Source organism: Allofrancisella frigidaquae, from assembly GCF_012222825.1.
Lineage (GTDB): Bacteria > Pseudomonadota > Gammaproteobacteria > Francisellales > Francisellaceae > Francisella > Francisella frigidaquae.
The window spans coordinates 285772-309321 of the sequence record NZ_CP038017.1 but is presented as its reverse complement, the minus strand read 5'-3'; the positions used below and the strand labels follow the sequence as shown (position 1 = coordinate 309321).

Below are 23550 nucleotides of genomic sequence, written 5' to 3'. Positions count from 1 at the left end.
AAGCAATTTAAACAAAAAGTATACTAATATTTATATAATTAATATTAAATAAAAACTTTAAACTATTTTAAATTTTCTGGACTACAATCTAACATTTAACATGTTAATTTGAACTTACGCAGTTTGTTGAGAATATGAAAAACAAGTCAAATGTAAGTTTAATTGACAACTGTTCCTAAGCCACCTTCTTAAATTTAGAGAAAACTGGAACCAGGAATAAAAACAAACTAAAACCTGTAAAAGTAGCAAGTAACATATATATTGTAAAGGCTGTTATATTTGTCTTACTTAATATACCTACTAAATAAACTGAGAGTGCTGCACTACTTAACTGCATAGTTCCCATTAATCCAGAAGCATAACCTGATATTTTTTCAAAGCTACTAACAAGCCCTGCTGTTCCCAAAGGAAGTAAAAAACCATTACCAAATGTTAATATTGTAGCTGGCAATATTAAATCAACAGGAGTAAAGCTTACCCCATGGTTAAGTACAATAAACATTATTCCACCCAATCCAAAAAAGCCGTACCCTATAAAAATAGTCCGATCTATACACATAAACGATAGTAAACGCTTTGCTACTTGATTTCCAAATAAATAACTAAGTGATAGTGAAACGTAGAAAAAACTAATTTCTATAGCTGTATACTTAAAGTGGTGAAATAAAAAAGGCGATTCTGCTATGTAACCAAAATAAGTAATATATGCAAAGCATACTATCGATGTATAGGCCCAAAAGTTTTTACAAAAAAATAATTCTTTATAATAACCAAATATAATTTTAGGATGAATAGATACTCTATTCTCTCGAGATTTTGTTTCATGTAAAAATAAAATTATCATAAGGAATAAAATGCTCGAAAGTAGCACTACGAAAGCAAAAATAATCCTCCAATTTGCGATACTTCCTATTAACCCACCTATTACTGGAGATATAGCTGGAGACAGTCCAACTATTGGAAATATAACTGTAAAGATCTTTGCTGATTCTTGTTTGGTGTAAGTATCACCAACAACAGCTCTGCCTATAACCATACCTGAGCTTGCTCCTATAGCTTGTAGAAGCCTTGAAGCAATAAACATATTAATAGAAACCGATAACATACATAAAAATGTACCAATAACAAAAATTACCATGCCCATTAATATAATAGGTCTTCTACCATACCTATCACTTAATGGACCATAGATTAATTGTGATATAGCTAAGCCAAACAAATATACACTTAAAGTTAACTGTAACGAGTGTTGAGAAGTCTCAAAATAATTACCAATCTGTGGCAAAACAGGTATATAAATATCTGTTGCGATTAAGCCTATTGCACACATCAACCCTATAATAAACAAAAAAATTATATTATTTTTCATAACATTTTACCTTAAACTTTTAACAGTTGTAACGGGTTACTAAGAGTAATATCTTTAATCCGTTTTTTACTTAACTTCATACTCTCAAACCACTCTTTTGATTTTAGATACCAGTCAGCGATACTAGGTTGAGACTTTTGTCCAAAGTCTGAGCTATATATCACTCTTGGAACATTTTTTAAAACCTCCACCATATCATCCCACGATTGATATTTTAATGTATAGGTTAAAGCACACTGCTCAACCCATAAAAATCGATATTGGTCTAATAAAACCAATAGTTCTTTAGCTGTTAACCCAGTCATAGGGTTTGCTGGTTGATTGAGCATAAATTTATCAACTTTTAATTTTGCACACTCTTCTAACAATAACAAAATTTCATTTTTACTTGCATGACCACTTGTAACTACTATTGGATAGTCTTTACTCATCTTTAATATATCAATTACATCCTCTTTTAGTGTATTTTTAATGCAAATAGAGGATGGCTCTGATGCATACTTTTCAGCCCATTGATTACTATACGATCTAATTAACTTACTCTTATGTTGAGTTTTTCTTAAAGTAGGTAAATGGACAAGTATTCGTAACCTATCAGCATATGTATATTCCGATAAAGCATGTAAAATGGTTTTTCTACTTAACCCTCCAGCAATATTGTTTAAGACTATTGATGGTAGCACTGGTAAACCTTGAGTTCTTGCAATTTCAGCTGCCTGAACTGTTGATCCTAAATGGCTCTTTAGAATTACTGCTCCACCCAGATCTTGGTATTTTTTTCCAGCTGAAATTGAATTCTCTCTTCTTAAAAATAGATCTGGAGATGCATGGTAGTGTATATCAATAAAATTTATGTTCTGCATTTTATGAGTTCCATGGCTGCGCATAATTAAACTTAGATCTAGCCTCTGATAGACCCATTCCCAATTCTATAGCTTCTATGATTTTCTTTTCTGTTTCCTCTATACACCTTGCTCTTTTACAAACCTCTTTAATTTTATCCTTAGGTATAAAAAGGATTCCATTTTTATCACCAAAAACAAGATCTCCATGGCTAACTAAAACATCCCCCATTTTTACACAACACTTCTCGGCAACCTTTTTGACACGATTTTTCCCAGAAGCCATAAAGACATGACTACTATAAACTGGTAAGTTTGAGCTTTCTATTTCTTCTATATCTCTAACTGCACCGTAAATAATAGCTCCACCGATCTTTCTTAATGTCGAAACTCTAGTTAGTATCCCTCCCCATGTTGTACACCAATCTCTTGCCGCATTATCTATTAGTATTATTTCGTCTTCTGCTACATTATCAATATAATTGCCAGCATTTTGAAAGTCTTTATCCTCATCTAAAAGATCATATTTAACTGTGTAAGCAAAACCTATTAAAGTATTATTTGAGCTTCTTACACTAAACCCGGTAACTCGATCCTTAATACCTAAGCTATCTAAGGCGTCAGAAACTACTGATGTAGTTAGTTTAGAAAATTCATGTTTAACCTGCTCAAGCTTCATTTATTTTCTCCCAACATTTTTTTTAAAGATGATAAGATACTGTGACACACAAAATGTAACGCATATTTTTGAACTTCTGGACCTCTATAAGCAATTTTTAGTTTATTATAGTAATTTAGATTGTTAGACCTAGTATTACATTCAAGAATAGTCGAACCACTATAAGGAAGCTTTTTCTTAAATTCCTCTAAGCCTTTCATTTCTACATAAATAAGTTCTTCTGATTCGTCTGTTATGTCACTAATATATGGTGCAACTAGTTTCCCTAACTCTCCATCTGTCAGGTAGTCTATTATTTTTATATTCAATTTACTTTTACTTACAAAATCTAGTAATCTAGTTTTACTATCTCTTCCATCATTAGAAACTGTATATTTAGCTAAATGCCTATTAACTTTACTGATAATATTTTGTAATTGAAATTCTCTTGATACTGGAAAAGAAAGCTTTACATCAATATATGGGTAGCTCCACCTGTATGCAACCTCTACTTCAGATGCTAAAATTATTCTATCGATATCATCTGCTATATCTGCTTCAATAACTCCCAATAATTTCCATGTAAGACTTTTTCTCTCTATTAAAAACTTTTGTTCTTCTAAATATGGTATTACATATTTTTCAAACATTGGTTGATTTTCACTAGGAGGCCCAGGTAACATAAAAACGACCCTATTATTAATATTAATTTTGCATCCAGCTGCAGTGCCATTTGGGTTTTCTAGTATTTCTGAACTTTTTGGGAAAAATGCTTGCTGCTTATTTACATCATGCACTGAAATATTAAATCTTTTAAACCTATCACAAACAAGTTTCCAACTTTTTTCATCAAAAACTAGCTCCTTACCAGTTGCACCTGCTACAGCATCTCTTGTCTTATCATCAGAAGTTGGACCTAATCCTCCTGTAATTATTACACAATCACTACTATTTAAACCAAACTCAATTGCTAACTTAATATCTCTTTGGTTATCAGAAACTAACTGGTGTCCTTTGACACTACCTCCTAAGGAGGCGATCTTTTGTGAAAAATATTGTGCATTTGTATCTAGTCTATCGCCATTGACTAACTCAGAACCCGTGGAAATAATCGAAATAACTTTGCTACTTAGTGGAGAATCTACTAGATCAATTATCCTATGAGCCATCTCTTTAGTAGATGTAGTTCCTCCCATATCATAAGTTAAATATTTACCCTTTTTTATTATTTCTTTTATAGCTTTTTTAATTTTTTCTGATTGTAATGTATAATTATAGCTCTCTAATAACATAGCTATAGTCAAGAATATAGCGCAAGGATTTGCTATATTTTTTCCTGATAATCTAGGAGCACTTCCATGTACAGGCTCAAAATAGGCACCTTTATTACCATAATTACCACTTGGAGCAAAACCTAATCCTCCCATAACAGCTGCTCCAACATCTGAAAGGATGTCCCCAAACATATTTTCAGCAACTATTACACCAAAATTTTCTGGCCGACGCACTAGCCACAAGCCAACAGCATCAACATTTAAAATTTCAGCCTCTATATTTCTATAATCTGATGAAATCTTATCAAAAATAGTTTTCACAAAATGCGAACTATGTCGCATTACATTTGGTTTATCTGCCAAGGTAACTTTATTAAGACCATGCCTGCTTGCGTACTCAAAAGCAAATTTAAATATCCTTTCTAATCCGAATTTAGTTTGTAGTCTCAATGTAGCACAAGCCTCGTCAGAATTTATATTTTGCCACCTACTGTTACTAGACACTATAGACTTAATCTCATCAGGTAAATAACCATAATCGAACCCTGAATACAACCCTTCTGTGTTTTCTCTTATTACAGCTAAATTAAAATCTTTAGATCCATCATTTATATTAAATATAGGTCTGACATTAGCAAAAAGATCTAAGGTCTGTCTAAGTTGAATAACTGGAGAAATATACATAGGAGGATCATCAATTAAATAACTTGGGAGCTCTGATATTGCTTGTTTATATGGTTTACTTGTAATTGCTCCTAGTAATGTGGCATCACTTTCATTTATAATCTCCCATGTTTTTTGAGGAACAGGGTTGCCTTCCTTTCTCCAACACTCCCATCCTATTTCTCCATAAATAAAGTCAAAATCTAGCGATAATGCTCCAAACACAGGCATAGCTGCCGAAACCACCTCCTGGCCCACCCCATCACCAGGTAATATAGCTATTTTTCTCAAAGAGTTACTCACAACACTACTCCTTTATAGTTTTGTCTAATTCATTAAGCATAAAATCAAGGTTATCTTGAAATAGTCTCATACTTGCATTTGGTACAATTACCTGTTTATTAGTAGGCAATCTAACGTTATTTAGTGTTGCCAACTGAGATTTCTCACCAATATATACCTTAGTATTTTTTGGCACCTTTTCTAAAATCGATAAGTTAGCTTGTAATATCAAATTAAATCCTAGTTGCATACGTTCAATAGCTTCTTTTTCTTCTATTTCACTTAATTCATGTTTAATAACATAATCATCTAAATTAGCTGCTATTTTCTCTTTAGTTATCAATGCATTAGTTAAGTCAGCTTTATCTAAATATTCTAATATCTTGCCTATCTTGGTTTTTAATCCTTTATCTGCAATAGATGGTGAAGAAAATAATATAACTTTTTTATCATCAAGGGTTCCATCATCAAATACGGTTTGAATAAGTGTTCCACCCAAAGCAAAACCCATGAAAATATCATACTCATTCTTATTTAACTTTAACCAACCTAAAAAATTATTTCTTGCTTGCTCTAATGAATCGCAACCATAACAAAAGGTTAAAGGATCTATTGCTTCAAACCTTAATTCTTGATTTAATAATTTATCAAATGGTTTCATGAGATAAACATGATCTTTCCATCTAGCTAATATAGGCCCTATGACAGCTACTTTTTTCATATATTTTCCTCTGCATAACTAAATTTAATTCTCTATATTTATTCTGAAAATTAGAGTAGTCATACCCTACAAGCGCCTTTCTTTGGTCAGCTGAGAAGTTTAATGCTGCAGCTATAATATCTGATGATGAAAATTCTAAATTTGATTTTTCTACATTCTCAGAAAAATAATCTGCCAGCTCTAGTATAGGTCCAAGATCATATTTAAATAACCCATGTTTCATTAAATATGCTATCCAATACTCTGTCTGTAAATTTCCTGGACCTTTACCCATACCCCTAATAGAAGTATCAAAATATGTTGCTCCGGCATCTAATGCTGATATTGAATTAGCAACTGCTAAATTGAGATCATTATGAGGATGAAATCCTATTTCTATATCTATGTTTTTAATTACACTACTAACAAGTTTAGATATTTGAGTAGGTAGCAAACTTCCATTAGAATCTGCTAAATATACCAACTCAACATTTTCTTTTTTTAACTTTTCTATAAAAAGTAAAATATCATTTATATTATGCTGACTTATACGAGTCAAATTAACACAGTTTTTAATACCCAGATTATTGCTTTCTTTTATATACTCAATTGAATTTCCCGGGTTATCGATAGGAACACAACATCTTAAAAAATCAATCCCATTATCTTTCATCCTTTCTAATTCTGATATATCAACATTTCTAGGGTGATACATCATTACCAGTTTAGCTAATTGAGACACTTCTCTTACTCGCTTAATATAATGATCACTTCCAAGTCCACATTTTCCTATGTTATTAATTTTCTTGAAAGATCCATTTCTATAGCCTACTTCTATATAATCTATCCCAGCTAGAGAAAGCTTTTTTACCACCATATTAATTAAGTTATCAGAAAAATTGAAATTAACTCTATATCCACCGTCTCTGAGAGTTACGTCAATAATCTTTATGTTTTTTATACCTTCCATTGTCCTTCCCCTTACACTTATACAATTTCTGGGTAATTTAGGTCTTATGGATATCTAAACTACAAGATTGTTTTGATCTACCAAATTTTGTTTCGATCATCACTACTAATAATCTGAATGACCATGAAGCATTTATTGTTATAATGGTCTATTAATAGTTCATTTCCAATTTTTTTTACAGCACTTTAATTTTATAACTTAGTTATTTTTCTATTAAGTAAATGTCATAAGCTGGAATTAGATGGATGCTAAGAAGATAAAATATATAGTGCACGTATAGTAAATGAGCATTTTAAGGATACAATCTGAGAGCTAAAACCAATCAGGTTTATATTTTAAATATTTAGTTTTTTCATATAACCTATTTTTGTCAAAACCATTTTCTGAGTAATTCATCGGTAGAATTGTACGAGTAACATAATCTCTCAAATCATCGTAGGTAAGTTTTTCTTCACTTTTATCCAGTATATTTTTTAAATCAATAAATCTTTGGCTATTTAATAGACTTAATGCTTTATTTCCTGTCTTTGTCTGTATTGAATAAGAATAATTATTATCATCTTTTATCGTTCTTTCTGATAAGCATATGGCTAATATGTTTGATAGATGGCCCTCAATAATATTTAACTGAAAAGATTTACTAATATTTTGCTCATAAAAATGTTTATATTTAATCAGGTGATCTTTTTTTGTTTCAGATGAGAAATGATTCATCCAAAAGCTAGTTGCAGCTACAAGTTCTTTAACAAAAAAGTACATTAGATTTACTTGAATTCGTGGATACTTTAATGTAATAGTAGTATATAGTTTAGGTCATTGAATCTACCCATTCGAGTATATGGTTTACTATCATAATTAGTATTTTCATTACTCATGTACCTACCTATTGATGATTGTCGCATTGAATCTTTGTAATCGGTTTGCGATAGAAATAAAGAGCTATTTAATATTTCATCTATAAGAGGAGAAAAAGCATCTAAAAAACGCTTTCTATACTCGTGGTCTTGATTATGTAGCTTAATTCCTCTTTCGTTATCATTTATTACTTTAGTTGTATCTTCCAGGTAAACTAGATCTTGTTTACCAAAGAGACTATCGTTTAGTGGTTGTAGTTTGCTTGCTTTGGAAGAAATTTTTTCTAAAACAGAATTATCAATTTTACAGCCTATTTTGATCCAACCATCAAGCATCCATACATCATAAGGCTTATTGGCTATAGATGTTATCCAATCAGGGAAGCTAACTTTTTTATCCATTCCAAGTTTGCTTAATGATTCATGTATATCTTTTGTATACTGCTCAGGATATAAAATATTAAAATGGTGAGCCCAGTCATTTATTCTTATAATATCACAACGATAATTATTCAGATTTGGAATATTTATAAGTTTAAATAAGGTTAATATTACTTTTGATTGTTCTGTACAATCCCCTACTCCGCATAATAAACTTGAGAGAGCTGATAATTCCTTACATATGCTTAATGGTGTATTTGGAGAGCACGAAGGAGCATTAATTTGCATTTGAGTCAAATGGATTGGATTATCATTATTTTCTATTAGAAAAAACGGTAAGTTTGTAGAATATGGAATAAACTTACGAACTTTACAAACAATAATATTACATAATTCACTTAATTCTTTTTCTGATAATGACATTTGCTTTCAACTCCTTTTTTAATTAATTTTTTATAAATAATTATTGGATCTACTTCATCAAATACTTCTAGAGTACTTAACTTCTGGTTTTGTTACAATTATCAGAAATTCTTACGTCTTATCAAAATTACTGCCGTCCTTAGGAAAGTAACAGCTTTTTAAGAAAATTTACTTAAGTGTGATTGTAAATTTTAAGTGATGTATAGCTTTTACAAAAAAAATAATTATTAATTTGTTTCTATACTAAGCTTCTTATTTTGGAATTATTGCTTTTTCAAATAGTGTTCTATTTTTTCTTTTGAGGCGGAAGGTCTGTAGCTGTACCTTCAAAAACTTCTGTAGCCATCATTAAACTTTCAGAGAGTGTTGGATGTGGATGAACCGTAAGAGCGATATCTTCAGCGTCACAACCCATCTCAATAGCTAAAGCTGCTTCTGAAATAAGCTCACCGGCATTAGTACCAACGATAGAGGCTCCAATAATTCTATGGTTCTCATCAAATAGCACTTTTGTCATACCTTCTGATCTACCAATACTTAATGATCTACCACTAGCAGCCCAAGGAAATACTCCTTTTTCATATTTGATACCTTTTGCTTTAGCAGAAGTTTCCGTTTCACCAACCCAAGCAACTTCTGGATCAGTGTAAGCAACCGCTGGAATTACTAGAGGATCAAAGCTATGGTTTAAGCCAGAAATAACTTCAGCAGCAGTTCTTCCTTCTGGCACAGCTTTATGAGCAAGCATAGGCTGGCCAACTATATCACCAATAGCAAAGATGTGCGGCACATTAGTGCGAAGCTGTTTATCTACTGGGATAAATCCTCTTTCATCAACTTTTACACCAGCTTTTTCAGCGTCAATTAACTTACCATTTGGCTTACGACCAATAGCCATAAGAACTCTATCGTAACGCTCTTCTTTTGCTGGATGATCACCTTGCATAGTTACATAGATACCATCTTTACGCGCATCCATAGCTGTAACACCCGTTTTTAGACGAACTTCATAACGCTTATTCATTTTTTCATAAGCTTTTACTATGTCTTTATCCACACCATTCATAAGCTGATCAGCAAATTCAACTACTGTAATCTTAGTACCAAGTTCAGAATACACTTGAGCCATCTCTAGACCAATAATTCCACCACCAACAACAAGCATAGTTTCTGGAATTTCTTTCATCTCAAGAGCACCTGTTGAGTCGATAATTCTCTCATCTTTTGGCACAAATGGTAGATTAATCACACTAGAACCAGCTGCTATAATACAATTATCAAAAGCGATTTTAGTAACTTTACCATCAGCTGCTTCTACAGCAAGCTCTTTATCAGATGTAAATTTACCGTAACCTTGTACGATCTTAACTTTTCTCATAGCAGCCATGCCTTTTAGGCCACCAGTAAGCTTACTAACAACGTCATTCTTATACTTAAGAATTTTATCTTTGTTGATTTTCATATCACCCATTTCGATGATACCATCAGCTGCTAAATGTCTAGCTTCATTGATAACTTTTGCAATATGTAACAATGCTTTTGATGGAATACAGCCAACATTTAAACAAACACCACCAATGTTTTCATATCTTTCTACTAAAGTAACCTCTAGTCCTAGATCAGCTGCTCTAAAAGCTGCACTATATCCGCCAGGACCACTACCTAACACTACCACCTGTGTTTTAATATTACTCATTTTTTTAAAACTCCGCTTACATTATTATTTCACGTAAATCAGATAATATCTGACAATATCTAGTTAAGAACTTCGCAGCCAACGCACCATCTATAACTCTATGATCTGCTGACATAGATAAAGGCAACATAGTTCTAGGAATAAACTCTTTACCATTCCAAACTGGTTTAACAGCAGTTTTTGAAACGCCCATAATAGCCACTTCTGGCATATTAATAATTGGTGTAAATGCTGTAGTACCTAATACTCCGATACTTGAGATAGTAAATGTAGCACCAGCCATATCTTTTGCACCTAATTTACCATCACGAGCTTTGCCAGCTAATTCCATAATATCTTTTGATATTTCAATGATACCTTTTTTATCAGCATCTTTAATTACTGGAACCATTAGACCAGCTGGCGTGTCTGCAGCAAAGCCAATATTATAGTATTTTTTAATAATTAAATTTTCACCATCATTTGAAAGCGAGCTGTTCATTCTTGGGAACTCTTGCAATGCTACAGCTGCCGCTTTAACCAAGAATGATAAAGGAGTAATTTTTATACCTTTTTTCTCAGCAAATGCTTTTTTAGAACTTCTAAATTCTTCAAGGTCCGTAATGTCAGCATCATCATAGAATGTTACATGAGGAATCTTAACCCAGTTTCTGTGTAAGTTTTTAGCACTAATTTTATTAATTCTTGATAGCGGCTGAGTTTCAATCTCACCAAATTTAGCAAAATCTACTACCGGATCGTCTAAAAGATTCAAACCACTACCACTTGCAGCTACTTTACCAGTTTGAACTTGAGTTACTGCATGTTTAATATAGTTATAACAATCTTCTTTAGATACACGCCCCTTACGACCTGTAGCTTTTACCTTACTTAAATCCACATTTAAAATTCTAGCAAGTTTTCTAACTGCTGGCGAAGCGTGTGCATTTGAGTTATCTACTTCATATTCATTTACTGAACTGGCTGTAGCTTGAGATGGTTTTGTCTCTTGTTGTTTTTTAGAAGCTTCTTGTTTAGCAGGAGTAGGTTGTGAGCTAGCTTGTACTGGAGCTGAACCTTGTGTTTTAACTTTAAGTATTAAACTACCTTGAGAAACCTTATCGCCAACCTTTGTGATAACTTCTACAACTTCACCAGCTACTGGGGATGGAACCTCCATACTAGCTTTATCTGTTTCTAGTGTAATTAAAGAATCTTCCTCTTGAACTTTATCGCCAACTTTTACAGATACTTCAATAACATCAACACTATCATAGTCACCAATATCTGGTACTTCAACATCTATAATTTCTAAAGATTCTTGAGATGCATCAGGTTGTGGCTTAGACGCTTCACCAGAAGCAGCTTGTGTAGATTCATGTTGTTCTTGCTTTGGCTCTTGAGCCTTTTGCTCACCTGCAACTTCTATTTCCATAATCGCAGAACCTTGTGAAACTTTATCACCAACTTTCACCTTTAGCTTAACAATTTTACCGGCTACTGGCGAAGGCACTTCCATACTAGCTTTATCTGTTTCTAATGTAATCAAAGAATCTTCTTCAGCGATAATATCACCTTCAGCCACATTTACTTCAATTACATCTACACTATCATAATCCCCAATATCAGGGACTTTAACTATCTCTATAGACATTAATATCTCCTTACCAATTAGCTGTATAATGGAGCTACACGCTCTGGATCTATATTATATTTTTTAATAGCTTCTTTTACTTGGCTTACTTTAATTTTGCCTTCTAAAGATAAAGCATAAAGTGCAGCTACTACTACATGGTATCTATCTACTTCAAAGAAACTTCTTAAAGCTGCTCGAGTATCTGATCTACCAAAACCATCTGTACCTAAGTTAACAAATGTATGTGGAATAAATTCCCTTAACTGATCAGTATACAACTTAATATAGTCAGTAGATGCTATCACAGGACCTTGCTCATTTTTAAAGCATTTTTCTATATAGCTTTCTTTTTTCTTACTTGTTGGATGAAGCATATTTGTTCTAGCTGTATCTTTAGCTTCTCTATAAAGCTCATTTGCACTAGTCATACTCCAAATATTTGAGCTAATATCATACTGATCTTTAAGCATCTTAGCTGCAGCTTCGACTTCTCTTAGAATAGAACCAGAACCCATTAATTGAACATGGTTTTTAGCAGGTTTATTATCTTCTAACTTATATAAACCTTTGATAATACCATCTTCACACCCTTTTGGCATAGCTCTATGAGAATAATTTTCATTCATAACTGTGATGTAATAATAAACTTTATCACCATCAACATACATTCTCTTCATCCCTTCATGCAATATAACAGCAAGCTCATAAGCGTAAGTTGGATCATAAGACACACAGTTTGGTATTAAACCAGCTTGGATATGGCTATGTCCATCCTCATGTTGTAAACCTTCACCATTTAAAGTTGTGCGCCCTGATGTACCACCTATAACAAAACCTTTTGCCATAGAATCACCAGCTGCCCATGCCAAATCTCCAAATCTTTGGAAACCAAACATAGAATAGTAAATCATAAATGGAATCATTGGCACCTTATGAACACTATAAGAAGTTGCTGCGGCTATCCATGAGCAAAAACCTCCCTGCTCATTAATACCTTCTTGTAAAATCTGACCATCTACAGATTCTTTGTAGAACATAACTTGTTGTTTATCTTCTGGAACGTACTGTTGACCTTTAGGATTATAAATGCCTAGCTGTCTAAACAAACCTTCCATACCAAAAGTACGTGATTCATCAACTGTAATTGGTACAAGATACTTACCTAATTTTTTATCTTTTGCTAACGTTGACAAAATTCTTACAAAAGCTGTAGTAGTTGAAAACTCTCTATCGCCACTATCATCTAAAAGATTTTTAGCAAAATCTGTGTAGTGAGGTATTTCTAATGCTTGGTTGTTCTCAAGCCTAGCAGGTATATAACCACCTAAGTCTTTTCTCTTAGAATGAAGATATTTCATTTCAGGAGAATTTTCATCTAACTTTATAAGTCTATAGTTTTCAACATCTTCTTTTGTAGCAGGAACATCAAATCTATTTCTAATATAATCTAACGCTTCTGTATCAAGCTTTTTAACATTATGAGCGATATTTTTTGACTCTCCGGATTCACCTAAACCATAACCTTTAACAGTCATAGGTAAAATAAGGGTCGGACGCCCATTTGCATTTTCAGTAGCTTTTTTGTAAGCGGCATAGATTTTAAGTGGGTCATGACCCCCACGGCGAAGTGCTGCTAAATCAGCATCTGACATATCTTTAGCTAGAGCTTCTAAGTCTTCATCACCACTAAATACCACTTTGCGGCACTCTGCTCCACCATGAGCTTTGATAGTATGAAACTGACCATCATTTAGTGAGCTTAATCTTTCTTGTAATTTCTTGCCAGCTTTTGGATCATTTAGTAATCTATCCCAATCACTACTCCACAGTACTTTGATAACGTTCCAGCCTGCACCCATAAACACATCTGCAAGCTCTTCTACAATGTTACCATTACCATTTACAAGCCCATCTAATCTTTGAAGATTACAGTTAACTACAAATATAAGGTTATCTAGACCTTCACGACCTGCTCTAGTGATAGAACCAATTGACTCTGGCTCATCCATCTCACCGTCACCACAAAAAGCCCAAACTCTACGATCAGAAGTTTTAGCTAAGCCTCTTGCTTCTAGATACTTCATAAATCTAGCCTGATAAATAGCCTGTAGTGGACCTAGTCCCATAGAAACTGTAGGAAACTGCCAATATGTAGGTTGTAAATAAGGATGTGGATAAGAAGATACAGCATTCTCACCATTAAAAGCTTGTTTTCTAAAATTATCTAATTGCTCAGATGAAATTCTGCCCTCTATGAAAGAGCGAGCATAAACAATTGGAGAAAGATGGCCTTGATAGAAAATCAAATCACCTGCATGATTTTCATTTGGAGCTTTCCAGAAGTGGTTAAAACCAACTTCATACAAAGTCATAGCCCCTGCACCAGTACCTATATGGCCACCAATTGAGCCATCTTTTTTATTAGCATGCGCTACGATAACAGTTGAGTTCCATCTATTTACTGCTTCAATTTTCTTTTCTAACTCTATATCACCAGGATAACTAGGCTGATTACTAACATCTATAGAGTTAATGTATTTTTTTACTTTAGCTGTTGCATAAGCACTCTCTACACCAAGCTCAGCTCCTTTAACTAGAAGCTGGTCAAATAAAAACTTAGCTCTATCAACACCTTCTCTTTTAACCACATCTTCAAAAGCTTCAAGCCATTCTTGAGTTTCTAAAACATCAATATCTTTAGTGAAATCCGACATCACTTTCCTCCGAATTAATCGAATATTATGAAATTAAAATATATACCCAGCTGATTATAAGTCAATAACAATACAACATCAACCAGTAAAACTTGCTTTGGCTGCCAAAATAATTGTCAACCTCTATTTTTAGTTGCTTTAGGTTTTATAGTTAAGAGATGAAGCAATTTAGCAAAGTAAAGATAGAGGAACTAGAAATATTTACAACTTATGTTTATCTAGTATTTATAAATTATAAATTACTTTAAAATTTATTTTGGAGCTATAATACATTCATCTAATGCGTCTGAGATTGCTTTGTTAGCTTCTATTTGTTTTATCGAGCAATAATGCTCAGTAAGCCTTTTTTTGTATAATAGTTTATTTTCTCCAGGGGTTCCAACTGGCCAATCTATAACCCCAGACTTATTAATTTCTTTTAGAAGCTGCAATTTATTTTTGATAATCGTACTCTGTGGTTTATTTTCTAATTTGGCTATACCTGTAGCTAAATCAAATGTAAGAATTTTATTTTGTTTTTCTTGCAACAATAGTGCCATCTTACTTTCTTCTTCAGCAGCTTTAAGTTTCATTCTATTATCAATAGAAACTCGAGCCTTCTTTATTTGTATACCTAGATCCATACCTATCAACTTACAATAGTATTTATTATAAGAAATTGTCCTTTTCATTGCTATATTACATGCAGCTTCATTATTAATATAAAACAAATCAGAAACAGAGTTTACTTTAATAATAGGAGATAAATCTTTACTTAACTCGTCTAGTGTAAGAGGGACTACAAATTCATATAGCGTATGACCACCGCTTCCATACAACATGGCTGCTATAAAACATCTTAGATAATTGTTATAGTCAATGTTAGGCAAAGTTCCACGTTCCATTAAAGCAATAATCAACCTCAGTTGACATAGCATTGTTCCAGAAGGTGAATTGGCATACGGCAATACATGCAAGCTAAAAACTTTATTAGGCCAATTATCACCTTCTATCAACATTGGATTAGAATTATCTGTAGGTCGTTTATAAGTCTGAGGTCTAAGACTTGTTGCCAAATCATTTCTAGGGATCGGCATTTCTGTACGCATAAGTCCTAAGTTTCTATTATAAAGCGTTTTTCTTTCTGGCCGTATGTCACGTGCTCTATAGTGCTCTTGATATAATTTAGCAGTTGAATAAATATCATGAGGTAGAAGTTCACCAGAATTCTTTGCAACATCAGTTGCGTATGCTCCTAATTTACAAAGGACCTGACATTTGGATAGAAAATCTTTAGGCATCCCAATGTTTGGTCCTTGACCAAGAATACCTTCAGATCCTATATGAAGATATTCTCCTTGACTAAGAGTTTTTTCATGATGTTCTTTCACAGCAGGACCACCAAACTTAATTGCAGCAGCATATAAACTATTCAAATCTGATAAAGTTAAATATGAAAGGTGATGAAATAAAGTTTCACAACATAAATGGGTTTCAAAATACCGGCGTGTTGGATCATCGTTAATCCTTACAGGGTCAAATTGCAAATTATTTTTTTTAAAAAATTTTAAGTATTGTTCGGTATTAGTTAAATTATTAAGAACATTATCTTGTCTTATTATAAATTGATTTAACGCATTAGTAGATAAACCATCCAAATATAGGCGAGTATATTCCATATATCTAGGATCGTTATTGTCATAACTTGAAATTGTCTTTATTACATATTGAGATGGTGTAAGTTTCATTATATTCTCCTACTTTGCTTATATTGGTCTAAACACTAAACAATCAAAACTTGAAAGAAGTTTATAGATTAAAGATTTTGATTTATATATAGTGAAATTGATAGATATAGTAAGTTTTTGATAGCAGGTTACTTATGGGTTACCATATATAACCTCATTTCGAGAATTATTTCATAGTTAAGCTCTTATAATTATTGATTTTAATTGGACTAATAATAAACTGAGCCAAAGCAGCCATGGTGAGTAAAAGCATTGTTTATAGATCTGTGCCTTGTGTGCCATAAAGTTAGATTATTTTTGAGATAGTCAAAGATAGTCTCAATGATAAATCTCTTAGCTATTGACCAAAGATGGTATAAATTCAAAAACATGCTCGACTACAAAAGCAAATGGCGTGGTGGTGAAGTGATAGAGGTAAACCCACGCTATACCAGCCAAACATGCTCATACTGTGACTATAAAGATAGCACCTACCGTAAAATCACAATCCTAATTTGAATACTTACAATGTGGCTTCAATCTCAATGCAGATCACAATGCAGCGAGTAATATTTTGGCGGCAGGACTATGCCGTGTCGGTCTGTCAAGCGAACCACATAAGTGGTCGGCAGCAGAAACCAGTGGGAAAGTGTGAACAAGTACCAACCTAGTCGTAAACTAGGAATCCTCTTCGTTCACTGAGAGGGGGATGTCAAAATGAAATTTTTGAACCAATTTTAGAAAAATCCAGTTTTTAATAGTGATACCTGCATTGAGCAATAAGAATATTATTATCCTGAATTTTATAAACTAAGCGATGTTCTCTATCAATTCTTCTTGACCAATATCCAGTCCAACTATGTTTAAGTGGTTCTGGATCACCCAAACCTTCAAAATAATTTCTTTTAATATCTTTAATTAGCTGATTTATACGCTTTAACTTTTTCTTATCATTTGCTTGCCAATAAAGATAATCATCCCAAGCATTAGTTGACCAAGATAATATCATTCTTCAATAAGCTCTTTTTGTATTGAAATACCAGACTCAAGTTCTTTTATTGATTGATCAAGCCTATTATAGTTATTTATGCTAGACATCAAATGAGCTGTTTCTTGATATGATTTAAAATCATCTAAAGACATAACAACAACAGCTTTTTTTTCAGAGCCTCTTGTAACAACAATAGGCTGATGGTCTTCAACGACGCTATCCATAGATGATGCCAGTTCACTTCTGAATGATGTATAGTTTAAAGTTCTCATAATTACCTCCAACTTATTGAACTAATGAATAGTATAGCATAAGTACTTATATAAGTACACAAATTATTGCTATAGATCTTTGGCTGATTTGATTAAACTTTTAAAGATGGGCAATTCTCATTGCCTGGACGTAAGGCATTATTAAAAAGTGATGTTGACTATGAGGTTGTACTGATAGATGCGACAGAAACACCCCTTGAACGACCTAAAAAAACAAAAAACAGTTTATTCTGGCAAAAAGAAGCGACATACGTTAAAGACGCAAATTATCGTGGATAGGAAGAAAAAGGAAATTATTTGTACCAATTTTTTGCAATGGCAAGAGGCTTGACTTTAGATTAAGTATAAGATTTACCATTTTTCTTACGTGAAGGATGAAAAAATTTTCTTTTATCAAACCTAGATATTGGTATCTCTGTAACAAGATCTCCACCCTGCTCCAAAACACTCCAAAGCTTTTTATCATCATCAATGCCCTTAGGCAATACAAAACTATAACCTATTATTGCAATTTTTTTCATAAAAATACTCTTCAATAATTTAAAATGATATTAACACAAATCATATATAACATAGATTACAAAAGGACTTCATCACTTGCCATCACTCTCAAAAAATTTAAAAGACACATTTCTAAGTGTAATCTGATTATCAATATTTTATCATCTTTGCCATTTTTTATAATAAGAGCAACAAATAAATCCACTTTGGTGTAGTTAATAGAGTAAATTTTAAGAAATAGTTTTCTTAACCACACTCATAAATTTGGTTCTGATTAATTCTAAACTCTCTTGACTATCAGCCTCAAATCTTAAAACTAAACAAGGAGTTGTATTTGATGCGCGAAGAAGCGCCCAACCATTCTCAAATTCAACTCTTACACCATCTATCGAAATAATATTTGCATCAGAAAATTCTTTTTTACATGATTGTAAAATAGCCTCTACTATTTCAAATTTAGTGTCTTCTGTAACATCCATATTAATCTCTGGAGTAGCTACACTTTGAGGAATCTCTGCAAAGATTTCATCTAAAGTTTTATTAGTTTTAGAAAGAATATTTAAAATCCTAACGCCAGTATATAAACCATCATCAAACCCTGGCCACCTATCATTAAAAAATATGTGTCCACTCATCTCACCTGCTAAATCCACAGGCTCTTGTTTCATCTTTTTCTTAATTAATGCATGTCCTGTTTTATACATAGTTGCCTTACCACCAAGACTTTTAACAAAATTATCTAAGTTTTTGGTAGATTTAACATCATAAAGAATATGAGCTCCTGGCTTGTTGCTAAGCACATCTTTTGCATAAAGCATAAGTTGTCTATCAGCTGCTATAATATCGCCACTATTAGTAACTAAGCCAAGCCTATCACCATCACCATCAAAAGCTAGGCCAACGTCTGCCTTTAGTTCTCTTACTTTAACAATAAGATCTTGTAAATTCTTAAGTTTACTTGGATCTGGATGATGATTAGGAAAATTACCATCAACTTCACAATACATTTTAATAACATCGCAGCCTAGTTTTTCAAATAATTCAGGAGCTATGTTACCTGCTATACCATTACCAGCATCTATAACCACTTTAAGCTTTTTGCCAAGAGTTTCTCTCTCTAAAATAAAGTTTATATATTCTTGTGAAATATCTTTCTTAGTAGATACTCCTTCCCCTTGTGAAAAAATATTTTTTCTTATTAGGTCTTCTATTTCCAGTATTTCCTCATTCGCTAATGTGTTATCAGCCAAAGTCATCTTTAAACCATTATAATCTGCTGGATTATGACTACCTGTCAGCATGATGCCTGTGCCATTGGTTAACTTTTTAGCAGCAAAATATAAAACTGGTGTTGGTACTGCGCCAATATTAATAACATCGCAACCACTTGCCAAAATACCACTTTCTAAAGCAGCTAATAAACTAGGTCCAGATAAACGCCCGTCTCTAGCAATAGCAACTTGGTTTTGGTTTAACTCTTGTGCTTTTGTTCCAAATGCTAAACCTATATTAAAAACAACATCCTCATTAAGATCAGTTGGAACGATCCCTCTAATATCATACGCTCTAAATATATATTTAGACATATTTTGCACATTTTTATACATTAAATTTCCCTATAATAAATAATCAATATTATCCTCGTTATCAAAAACTTCTAAAATGGTTTCAAAACCAAGAGAAAAACAAATAACCTTAAAAGTCTCTGCAAGTTTATCACCCAGTAAAAGCTCCTTTAGGTCGCTATTATATATTAGTTGATCCTTTTGTTCTAAACTTTGAAACAAATTAATAAATACCTTATCTATACCTGCTCTTTTTAAAAAATTAGCTTGATTCATATAACCGTCTAACTCAAAGTCCACTTCTGTAGCAGCTTCAGCAACTGTTGTAAAGTCAACATGCGAAGTTATATCTTGCAAACCTATATTTATAAATGGATCAAAGTTAACTTGATGCTTATGATAACAAGCTAAAGTACCCATATTACGTGCTGGTGTATAATATAATTTTCTGTGGTATCCATAGTCACACAAAAATACAACTGCCCGCTCTAAACAATCTCTTAAAGCTTTAATCCATGGACGTATCCAAATATTTAATTCACTAACATAGCCATCTTCAAAACTTATATCGTCTTCTAATATCCTTTGAGCCTCATATTCAAAAAGAGAATCATTAACTTGCAAATCTACAAATTTAAATTTACTACCATCAAAAGTTACACCTTGTTGGATAAGTTTGTTATCTTTTACATTAAAAATATCAACAGGCATAGCATCCAAAACTTCATTAGCAAAAACTATAGCTTTTAGTTTTTGTTTTGGAAGTTCTTCCAACCAGACAAACCTATCAAAAAGGTTAGGAATATTTTGCTTAATATATTTTTGCTGCTTTAGCTTAAGATCCGTACTTAGTTCGACTATAAAATATTTTTCTGGAAGTATCCCAAGCTTACTTAGCTCATCCATACAATCAGCTGCAAACTTACCTGTTCCAGAGCCAAATTCTACAATATTACCTTGTTGCTCAAATTCACGCAGTATGGTTGCAAACTGCCTTGCAAAAGTTCGTGCAAATAATGAGGTTTGTGAAGTTGCTGTGATAAAATCACCACCGCTTGATATCTTATCCCTAGAGCTAGAGTAATATCCATAATTTGGATAATACAAAGCTAGCTGCATATACTCTCTAAAACTGATACTTCCACCCTGAGATTTTATCTTTGCTACAACTCTTTCTTCAATTCCCATCACTAGTGGATATATTCTATTAAATAAACATATTGTATGGCGAAACTATCTTTTAATCAAAAAATATATGACTTTAACAAAAAAAAATATTAAAATCTTCTTTTAAAATAATTTTTAGTTTAAGAATAATGACGACTATCAACACATATCCCGTAGGTATAACTGGTGGAATAGCTAGCGGAAAGTCTACCGCTACAAAAATTTTAAAACAAAGACTTAATCTAAATGTGGTTTGTGCTGACACGATAAGCAGAGAAATAACCAAAAAACCTTCTGTAATTAAAAATATAGCTGAAAAGTTTGGTAATGATATAATCATAAACAAACAGATTAATAGAGCCATGCTTAGAGCAATTATTACAGAATCAAAAGAAGCTAAAAAATGGCTAGAAGATTATTTACATCCTGTAATTAATAGAGAAATAAAAAAACAAGTTAATGAATCCCCTACAGTTTTAACTATAATTGATATACCTCTACTTGGTCCATATAATATTCGCCACTATGACTACTTAAAAAAAGTTATAGTAATAAAAGCAGATCTTGAGACAAGAATAAAAAGACTAATGGAACGTGATGGTAAAGACAGACAACAAGCTGTAGCTTTTATAAACTTACAAATATCTGACCAAGAAAGAGAAAAAATAGCAGACTATGTTGTAGATAACACAAACTTAGATGACCTAGGGTTTGAAAATAGACTAATAGAAGTTATAAATGATATAACAACGCTTGACTAGACAAACCCAAAAGATTATAATAGCCAACAATTATTTAGCACCCATAGCTCAACTGGATAGAGTACTCGGCTACGAACCGAGCGGTTGGAGGTTCGAGTCCTTCTGGGTGCGCCATTAATTTAACGTTGCGGGAATAGCTCAGTGGTAGAGCACAACCTTGCCAAGGTTGGGGTCGCGAGTTCGAGCCTCGTTTCCCGCTCCAAAATTCTCTAAACTTTATTCATCTAAGTACTTATTTACTCATGCTTAATGTGATAAAATCTTGTAAACATTTATAACTTATGGATTTAATTGTTTTTTACAGCTTTTATTTAAGTTTAATTTAAACAAAAACTTAAATCTAAACCTAAGTAAGCTATATTTTACATTAAACATTCATCTAGATTTTAAAGAGTAATAATATGACAAAAAAGATTATTTTAACAGGGATTACACCATCTGGTTCGCCACATTTAGGCAACTATATAGGTGCCATTAAACCAGCTATCGAGCTATCTCACAATGATACTTATGAATGTTTATATTTTATCGCTGATCAACATTCTCTAGTCAAATTATGGGATAAAAACCTTAGACAGCAATATATCAAAGAAATAGCTTGTACATGGCTAGCTCTTGGACTTGATACAGATAAAACCACCTTTTATCGTCAGTCTGATATCCCTGAGATTATGGAACTAAACTGGATTATCGCAACAACTACTGCCAAAGGACTACTTAACCGCGCTCATGCATATAAAGCTTTAGTTGATCAAAACCTCCAAGAAGAAAATACTGATCCTGATAAAGGTATTACTATGGGGTTATTTAACTACCCTGTTCTTATGACTGCGGATATTTTGATGTTTGATGCTGATTTAGTCCCTGTTGGAAAAGATCAGATTCAACATTTAGAAATAGCTAGAGACATAGCAAATCGTTTTAATCATATTTACAAAAGTTCTTGCCTTAAAGCTCCTCAAGCTTTAACAAATGAAGATACACAAACAATTTTAGGCTTAGATGGACGCAAAATGTCAAAAAGCTACGATAATACTATCCCTATTTTTTCAACTGAAAAGAAATTAAGAAAACAGATAATGAAAATTATCACAAACTCACAAACTCCTGAAGAAAAGAAAGACCCTAATAGCTGCACTATATTTGCCATCTACAAAAGCATAGCTAATACAGATGAAATCAAAACTCTTGGGGACAAATATCTAGCTGGCGGACTTGGCTGGGGTGATGCTAAACAAATTCTGTTTGAAAAAGTAAACCAACATCTTTTATTAGCACGTGAAAAATATGATTACTTTATAAATAATCCTAACATAGTTGATGAAATACTTGCCAAAGGTGCAGCAAAAGCGCGTCCCTATGCTATAAAAAAACTCAAAGAAGTTAAAGACACTATTGGAATATAGTTAATGGGTCAAGCTAAGAAAAATATAATAATAGCAAACTATAGTATTCATTCTTTAGCTCTAATCTGCTGGGCCAAACAACACTTATCAAGTAATTTTTTTGTACTATCAGTTGACACTGGTTTTGCATCACATGACTGGAATAGTTACTTAAAAAATGTATTTAGCTGGCTAGAGCAACAAAAAATTAACTATTTTCATTTAAAAGCTGAACACTCTTTCTCAGAGCTTGTTAATGCTCGTAAGCAATTTCCTTCTCAACAATTTAGCTGGTGTGCTGGATTTCTAAAAGGAATAACTTTACTAAATAAGATTGATACGCTTGATCCAAATGCTGAAGCTACAATCTTACTTAGCCACCGAAAGGATTTATCTAAAGTTTCACAACTGTTAAAAAATGTAGATGAAGAAGAAAAATATGATTATAGAAGACTCGAGTATCCACTTTTAGATAAAACCTTTGAAGACATAACTCAACTTACTAAAGATTTGCCTTTTAAGCCAGCAAACCATAGCCTTGAGTGTCAACCATGCATTCATATGACACAACAAGAGTTTAAAAATATTTCTTCAGAAGATATAAAAAAAGTAATATCATTAGAAAAGCAGATTAATGCTTATATGTTTTTTGGTCAGCCTTTTGATAGTTTAAAGGATGAATTTTTAAGTGAAAAAAATATCTTACAGGAGCTCTCAAAAGCTTGTAGTTGGGAGTATAGCTGTGGTTTATAAGGAATATT

At 32.7% G+C, this 23550-nt stretch carries 21 protein-coding genes, 2 tRNA genes and 2 pseudogenes; 7 read left to right on the top strand and 18 right to left on the bottom strand.

Annotated features, from left to right (window positions below):
* Window positions 1–175: 175 nt before the first annotated feature.
* The 13 genes and pseudogenes from E3E15_RS01425 to E3E15_RS01365 form a co-directional block, all read right to left on the bottom strand.
* Complete coding sequence (locus tag E3E15_RS01425; protein WP_172106316.1) at window positions 176–1369, bottom strand: multidrug effflux MFS transporter; 1194 nt, start codon at window positions 1367–1369, stop codon at window positions 176–178.
* Window positions 1370–1380: 11 nt separating this feature from the next.
* Window positions 1381–2232, bottom strand: coding sequence for a DUF6282 family protein (locus E3E15_RS01420; RefSeq protein WP_035721135.1), 852 nt, complete (start codon window positions 2230–2232; stop codon window positions 1381–1383).
* A 1-nt stretch (window position 2233) separates the two neighbouring features.
* Window positions 2234–2890: an RraA family protein gene (locus E3E15_RS01415; RefSeq protein ID WP_172106315.1), complete on the bottom strand. Its 657-nt coding sequence runs from the start codon at window positions 2888–2890 to the stop codon at window positions 2234–2236.
* Complete coding sequence (locus tag E3E15_RS01410) at window positions 2887–5109, bottom strand: isocitrate/isopropylmalate family dehydrogenase (protein ID WP_172106314.1); 2223 nt, start codon at window positions 5107–5109, stop codon at window positions 2887–2889. The genes E3E15_RS01415 and E3E15_RS01410 overlap by 4 nt, the downstream gene beginning before the upstream one ends.
* Window positions 5110–5113: 4 nt before the next feature.
* Window positions 5114–5809 carry a hypothetical protein gene (locus E3E15_RS01405; protein ID WP_172106313.1) on the bottom strand — a complete coding sequence of 232 codons (696 nt, stop codon included), beginning with the start codon at window positions 5807–5809 and terminating at the stop codon, window positions 5114–5116.
* Window positions 5772–6758, bottom strand: coding sequence for a beta/alpha barrel domain-containing protein (locus tag E3E15_RS01400; RefSeq protein ID WP_172106312.1), 987 nt, complete (start codon window positions 6756–6758; stop codon window positions 5772–5774). Before E3E15_RS01400 ends, E3E15_RS01405 begins: the two co-directional genes overlap by 38 nt.
* A gap of 312 nt (window positions 6759–7070) precedes the next feature.
* Window positions 7071–7517 (bottom strand): hypothetical protein, encoded by a 447-nt coding sequence (locus E3E15_RS01395; RefSeq protein ID WP_172106311.1) that lies wholly within the window; start codon window positions 7515–7517, stop codon window positions 7071–7073.
* A 26-nt stretch (window positions 7518–7543) separates the two neighbouring features.
* A complete protein-coding gene (locus E3E15_RS01390; protein ID WP_172106310.1) occupies window positions 7544–8416 on the bottom strand; it encodes a hypothetical protein in 873 nt (290 codons plus the stop codon).
* Window positions 8417–8702: 286 nt separating this feature from the next.
* Entirely contained in the window at window positions 8703–10112 is a 1410-nt protein-coding gene (gene lpdA, locus E3E15_RS01385) for a dihydrolipoyl dehydrogenase (RefSeq protein WP_172106309.1), read from the bottom strand.
* 16 nt (window positions 10113–10128) lie between these two features.
* Window positions 10129–11745, bottom strand: a complete 1617-nt coding sequence (aceF, locus tag E3E15_RS01380) for a pyruvate dehydrogenase complex dihydrolipoyllysine-residue acetyltransferase (RefSeq protein ID WP_172106308.1) — start codon at window positions 11743–11745, stop codon at window positions 10129–10131.
* Window positions 11746–11762: 17 nt separating this feature from the next.
* A complete protein-coding gene (gene aceE / locus E3E15_RS01375; protein ID WP_172106307.1) occupies window positions 11763–14441 on the bottom strand; it encodes a pyruvate dehydrogenase (acetyl-transferring), homodimeric type in 2679 nt (892 codons plus the stop codon).
* Window positions 14442–14692: 251 nt separating this feature from the next.
* Complete coding sequence (locus tag E3E15_RS01370) at window positions 14693–16168, bottom strand: hypothetical protein (RefSeq protein ID WP_172106306.1); 1476 nt, start codon at window positions 16166–16168, stop codon at window positions 14693–14695.
* A 166-nt stretch (window positions 16169–16334) separates the two neighbouring features.
* Window positions 16335–16509, bottom strand: a pseudogene (locus E3E15_RS01365) (transposase); the annotation flags it as partial.
* Here E3E15_RS01365 and E3E15_RS01360 point away from each other — a divergent pair.
* Window positions 16490–16666, top strand: coding sequence for a zinc ribbon domain-containing protein (locus E3E15_RS01360; protein WP_342589353.1), 177 nt, complete (start codon window positions 16490–16492; stop codon window positions 16664–16666). The pseudogene E3E15_RS01365 and the gene E3E15_RS01360 overlap by 20 nt on opposite strands.
* A 235-nt stretch (window positions 16667–16901) precedes the next feature.
* Here the strand turns inward: E3E15_RS01360 and E3E15_RS01355 are convergent, their stop codons facing one another.
* Both E3E15_RS01355 and E3E15_RS01350 read right to left on the bottom strand, forming a co-directional pair.
* The gene (locus tag E3E15_RS01355; RefSeq protein ID WP_172106304.1) at window positions 16902–17156 is read right to left on the bottom strand and encodes a Txe/YoeB family addiction module toxin; all 255 of its coding nucleotides are present in this window, start codon (window positions 17154–17156) and stop codon (window positions 16902–16904) included.
* A complete protein-coding gene (locus E3E15_RS01350; RefSeq protein ID WP_035721097.1) occupies window positions 17153–17410 on the bottom strand; it encodes a type II toxin-antitoxin system Phd/YefM family antitoxin in 258 nt (85 codons plus the stop codon). Before E3E15_RS01350 ends, E3E15_RS01355 begins: the two co-directional genes overlap by 4 nt.
* A gap of 102 nt (window positions 17411–17512) precedes the next feature.
* Here E3E15_RS01350 and E3E15_RS01345 point away from each other — a divergent pair.
* Window positions 17513–17751: pseudogene (locus E3E15_RS01345) on the top strand (transposase family protein); the annotation flags it as partial.
* On the opposite strand, the gene E3E15_RS01340 reads toward E3E15_RS01345, so the two are convergent.
* The 3 genes from E3E15_RS01340 to E3E15_RS01330 all read right to left on the bottom strand — a co-directional run bounded on the left by E3E15_RS01340 (window position 17749) and on the right by E3E15_RS01330 (window position 20664).
* Window positions 17749–17931, bottom strand: a complete 183-nt coding sequence (locus E3E15_RS01340) for a beta-ketoacyl synthase N-terminal-like domain-containing protein (RefSeq protein ID WP_172106303.1) — start codon at window positions 17929–17931, stop codon at window positions 17749–17751. The pseudogene E3E15_RS01345 and the gene E3E15_RS01340 sit on opposite strands and share 3 nt — an antisense overlap.
* Before the next feature lie 210 nt (window positions 17932–18141).
* Window positions 18142–19497, bottom strand: a complete 1356-nt coding sequence (locus E3E15_RS01335) for a phosphomannomutase/phosphoglucomutase (RefSeq protein WP_245313673.1) — start codon at window positions 19495–19497, stop codon at window positions 18142–18144.
* A gap of 30 nt (window positions 19498–19527) precedes the next feature.
* Window positions 19528–20664: a class I SAM-dependent methyltransferase gene (locus tag E3E15_RS01330; protein ID WP_172106301.1), complete on the bottom strand. Its 1137-nt coding sequence runs from the start codon at window positions 20662–20664 to the stop codon at window positions 19528–19530.
* A gap of 128 nt (window positions 20665–20792) precedes the next feature.
* Between E3E15_RS01330 and coaE the strand changes: the two genes are divergently transcribed.
* The 5 genes from coaE to E3E15_RS01305 all read left to right on the top strand — a co-directional run bounded on the left by coaE (window position 20793) and on the right by E3E15_RS01305 (window position 23542).
* On the top strand, window positions 20793–21404 hold the full coding sequence (gene coaE, locus E3E15_RS01325) for a dephospho-CoA kinase (protein WP_172106300.1): 612 nt from the start codon (window positions 20793–20795) through the stop codon (window positions 21402–21404).
* A gap of 37 nt (window positions 21405–21441) precedes the next feature.
* Window positions 21442–21518: transfer RNA gene (locus E3E15_RS01320), tRNA-Arg, on the top strand.
* Window positions 21519–21531: 13 nt separating this feature from the next.
* Window positions 21532–21606 (top strand) — tRNA-Gly (locus E3E15_RS01315).
* Window positions 21607–21805: 199 nt separating this feature from the next.
* A complete protein-coding gene (gene trpS / locus E3E15_RS01310) occupies window positions 21806–22810 on the top strand; it encodes a tryptophan--tRNA ligase (RefSeq protein ID WP_172106299.1) in 1005 nt (334 codons plus the stop codon).
* A gap of 3 nt (window positions 22811–22813) precedes the next feature.
* Window positions 22814–23542 carry a hypothetical protein gene (locus E3E15_RS01305; protein ID WP_172106298.1) on the top strand — a complete coding sequence of 243 codons (729 nt, stop codon included), beginning with the start codon at window positions 22814–22816 and terminating at the stop codon, window positions 23540–23542.
* The last annotated feature ends 8 nt before the right edge of the window (window positions 23543–23550 follow it).

What these genes read in the sequence shown, in the direction of transcription:
- E3E15_RS01305 (WP_172106298.1), top strand. Translation starts at nt 22,814, where the DNA reads ATGGGTCAAGCTAAGAAAAATATAATAATAGCAAACTATAGTATTCAT.
- E3E15_RS01405 (WP_172106313.1), bottom strand. Translation starts at nt 5,809, where the DNA reads ATGAAAAAAGTAGCTGTCATAGGGCCTATATTAGCTAGATGGAAAGAT.
- E3E15_RS01355 (WP_172106304.1), bottom strand. Translation starts at nt 17,156, where the DNA reads ATGATATTATCTTGGTCAACTAATGCTTGGGATGATTATCTTTATTGG.
- E3E15_RS01395 (WP_172106311.1), bottom strand. Translation starts at nt 7,517, where the DNA reads ATGTACTTTTTTGTTAAAGAACTTGTAGCTGCAACTAGCTTTTGGATG.
- E3E15_RS01415 (WP_172106315.1), bottom strand. Translation starts at nt 2,890, where the DNA reads ATGAAGCTTGAGCAGGTTAAACATGAATTTTCTAAACTAACTACATCA.
- aceE (WP_172106307.1), bottom strand. Translation starts at nt 14,441, where the DNA reads ATGTCGGATTTCACTAAAGATATTGATGTTTTAGAAACTCAAGAATGG.
- lpdA (WP_172106309.1), bottom strand. Translation starts at nt 10,112, where the DNA reads ATGAGTAATATTAAAACACAGGTGGTAGTGTTAGGTAGTGGTCCTGGC.
- E3E15_RS01420 (WP_035721135.1), bottom strand. Translation starts at nt 2,232, where the DNA reads ATGCAGAACATAAATTTTATTGATATACACTACCATGCATCTCCAGAT.
- aceF (WP_172106308.1), bottom strand. Translation starts at nt 11,745, where the DNA reads ATGTCTATAGAGATAGTTAAAGTCCCTGATATTGGGGATTATGATAGT.
- trpS (WP_172106299.1), top strand. Translation starts at nt 21,806, where the DNA reads ATGACAAAAAAGATTATTTTAACAGGGATTACACCATCTGGTTCGCCA.
- E3E15_RS01360 (WP_342589353.1), top strand. Translation starts at nt 16,490, where the DNA reads ATGATAAATCTCTTAGCTATTGACCAAAGATGGTATAAATTCAAAAAC.
- E3E15_RS01330 (WP_172106301.1), bottom strand. Translation starts at nt 20,664, where the DNA reads ATGGGAATTGAAGAAAGAGTTGTAGCAAAGATAAAATCTCAGGGTGGA.
- E3E15_RS01400 (WP_172106312.1), bottom strand. Translation starts at nt 6,758, where the DNA reads ATGGAAGGTATAAAAAACATAAAGATTATTGACGTAACTCTCAGAGAC.
- E3E15_RS01350 (WP_035721097.1), bottom strand. Translation starts at nt 17,410, where the DNA reads ATGAGAACTTTAAACTATACATCATTCAGAAGTGAACTGGCATCATCT.
- E3E15_RS01335 (WP_245313673.1), bottom strand. Translation starts at nt 19,497, where the DNA reads ATGTCTAAATATATATTTAGAGCGTATGATATTAGAGGGATCGTTCCA.
- E3E15_RS01390 (WP_172106310.1), bottom strand. Translation starts at nt 8,416, where the DNA reads ATGTCATTATCAGAAAAAGAATTAAGTGAATTATGTAATATTATTGTT.
- E3E15_RS01425 (WP_172106316.1), bottom strand. Translation starts at nt 1,369, where the DNA reads ATGAAAAATAATATAATTTTTTTGTTTATTATAGGGTTGATGTGTGCA.
- coaE (WP_172106300.1), top strand. Translation starts at nt 20,793, where the DNA reads ATGACGACTATCAACACATATCCCGTAGGTATAACTGGTGGAATAGCT.
- E3E15_RS01370 (WP_172106306.1), bottom strand. Translation starts at nt 16,168, where the DNA reads ATGAAACTTACACCATCTCAATATGTAATAAAGACAATTTCAAGTTAT.
- E3E15_RS01340 (WP_172106303.1), bottom strand. Translation starts at nt 17,931, where the DNA reads ATGAAAAAAATTGCAATAATAGGTTATAGTTTTGTATTGCCTAAGGGC.